The following is a 2,635-nucleotide window of genomic DNA, read 5'->3' as shown; positions in this document are numbered from 1 at the left end:
CCCGTTGACCAACTCCCCGCAGGGGCTAGCCTTTTCCGCATGCAGACCACCCGCCCCGCAAGCCCGAGCCGCACCTCCACCCGCGACCGCGTGCTCGCGTTCGGCTCACTGCCCGCGGCGGCGGCCGTGCTCACCGGGACGAACGCGCTCTACTTGCTGCTCGTGGTCTTCGGGAACGTCACCGACTTCGCCACCAACCAGCAGTTCGTCCAGCACGTGCTGGCGATGGACACCACCTTCCGGGACGGCAACCTGATGTGGCGCTCGATCACCACCCCGGCCCTGCAGAACGCGGCCTACGTCGCGATCATCGCCTGGGAGGCGCTGAGCGCCCTGGTACTGACGGCGGGAACATTCGCCTGGTGGCTGCGGCCGCAGCTGGCACGCCGCATCAGCAGCCTCGGCCTGCTGCTGATGCTGCTGCTCTTCGGAGCCGGTTTCATCGGGATCGGCGGCGAGTGGTTCGCCATGTGGCAGTCGAAGACGTGGAACGGCCTGGACGCGGCGATCCGCAACGTCACCCTGGCGGGCCTGGCCCTGCTGGTGGTGAACCTGCCGCACCGCCCACACACCCCGCCGGAGTGAGAAAACCCGCACCGGCACTGCCTGCCCGCCCGGCGCGGCCCCGGCCCCGGCGCCGCCAGGACCCGCCGTCCCGGAGGCACGGTGCCACGAGGACGGTCTCCGCGGTAGGGCCAGGTTGTTGACGCTCTGACGCCCCCACGGCGTAAGCCCGGTTGCCCCGGTCCGCCTCCGGTGATCCGCTGACGCTGTCGCCCCGGTAAGCGGCCGGCGATACCACAGGCGTCGGAAAGCAGGAGGCAGGTGCCGTGGCCTCACCCACGAAACCCTCGCCGCGCACGTCGCGGCTGCGCCGGATCGCGGGACCAGTTCTTGCGGTTCTGGCCATCACATGCGTTCAGGCTTCCCCGGCGGGTGCCGCCCCCCGGGACGGGACAGGGATCAGCGTTCTTCGCGATCAAGTCGTCGGCATCGATCCGTTTGGGAACAGCACCGCGCCCAGCCCAAGTCAGCTCTGTGGCGTCGGTACCGAGGTTCAATTCGAAGGGGACACCACCCTGGAGCCTTCCATCGCGGTCAACCCCGGCAACCCGTCGAACGCCGTCGTCGCCTACATCCAGGGGTATAACAAAGGATCGTGCGGGGCGGCTCAGAACATCGGCTACGCCACCACTTTCGATGGCGGCCAGACCTGGAAGGCCGGAAACTTTCCGATCGGGCCGGCCGCCAACGGCAGTTGGGCGCTCACGGCCGACCCGATCGTGGCATTCGGCCCGAACAACCAGGTTTACGTGACATTCATTCCGGAGTTCCCGAATTCTGCACAGCCTGCGGGGCTCGGTTTGATTCGGTCGTCCGACGGTGGCGCAACCTGGTCCGATGTGTTGACCGTTGATCCGCAGACACCTCTGGGATTACCGTCTCACGATACCCCCTACCTGGTCGTCGACAATGGGACTGGCGCCGGGCATCACCCCGGGCGCCTGTACGCCATGTGGACCTCCGGGGCTGTTCCGGTGGTGCTTGCTCCAGCTGCCAGTTATTCCGACGATGGCGGTACGACCTGGCAGGCGGCGAGTCCGCTCGGGGTGAGCCCGGGAACCGACGTCAAGGGCGTGGTCCTGTCCGACGGGTCCCTCGGGATCTTCTACGACACGGGATCCAAGCCGTCTGCTCCTGGGGTGCCCTACGTGGAGAAATACTTCTTCATCCGGGCAAACGCGCCGTCACTCCCCGGAGAGCCGCTCGTCTTCGGCTCGCCGGTCGAGGTTGCCGAGGCGCTCAACAATCCGGACAGCCAACAGCACAACAAGCTCGACCCGGCAGCCGTGACCGTCAACCCCGCAACCGGCGTCATTTACGCTGCGTGGACCGATGGGCGATTCCGCGAGGACACGGTCAACGACATCGTGCTCAGCCAGTCAGGGGACAACGGCAAGACCTGGAGCGCCCCGGTTCGCGTCAACAAAGGAAGCCTGCGCGACTTTGTGAATCATTTCCATCCGATGATCACCATCACGGCGTCAGGCGCCGTGCGGGTCGCGTACCGCCAGCGCCGGCAGTCGGTGGAACTTGAGCCGCCGAGTGGCTGCCCGACCGTAGGCACCAACGTCAACGTCGACACCTATGTGCAGCAGAGCAGAGACGGCACTGCTTTCGCCGGGCCGGTACAGGCCAACTCGATTCAGACGGACATTCGCTTCGCGGCCTACAAGGACACGACGTACTTCCTGGGCGACTACAGCCAGATGGCTTCCGGGGGACCGTATACGTATGTCGCGCGAGCGGAGGCGTACTCGACCGTCGCCGGTGAGCCGGCGTGTTGGCCCCCAACGGAGACCCATCAGCGAATCTGGGTGGCTGTGCTGAACTGAGTGTCCTGGCAGGGCCGATGCGTTCTCGGCTGACGCGACGGGCGGTTCGGTCGAGTGTGACCGCGACCTTCAGTGGCCGCCCGCAGAGCCGTCCGAACTGCACACTCCGGTCGAGATGCCGAACCGAGTCCCGGATCCACGCCGTGCCCGGGGCCGCCGCTACCGCCTCGGCGTCCTGCCCGCACTGTGCCTGGTCGCCGTCCTCGGCCCAGCCGGGCCGCTGGCCGCCCGGGGTCACG

Annotated in this window: 2 protein-coding genes; both read left to right on the top strand. The window is 67.4% G+C overall.

Annotated features, from left to right (window positions below; genetic code table 11):
• Positions 1–39: 39 nt before the first annotated feature.
• Positions 40–585 (top strand): DUF2165 domain-containing protein, encoded by a 546-nt coding sequence (locus AB0O00_RS35080; protein WP_363658759.1) that lies wholly within the window; start codon positions 40–42, stop codon positions 583–585.
• 245 nt (positions 586–830) lie between these two features.
• Positions 831–2,396 (top strand): sialidase family protein, encoded by a 1,566-nt coding sequence (locus AB0O00_RS35075; RefSeq protein WP_363658758.1) that lies wholly within the window; start codon positions 831–833, stop codon positions 2,394–2,396.
• The last annotated feature ends 239 nt before the right edge of the window (positions 2,397–2,635 follow it).

The organism is Kitasatospora sp. NPDC093558, assembly GCF_040683475.1.
GTDB lineage: Bacteria > Actinomycetota > Actinomycetes > Streptomycetales > Streptomycetaceae > Kitasatospora.
Note: the sequence above shows the minus strand (reverse complement) of the source record. Positions and strands in the feature narration are given on the sequence as shown.

Coding starts and splice junctions, on each gene's coding strand:
- AB0O00_RS35080 (WP_363658759.1), top strand. CDS start 40: ATGCAGACCACCCGCCCCGCAAGCCCGAGCCGCACCTCCACCCGCGAC.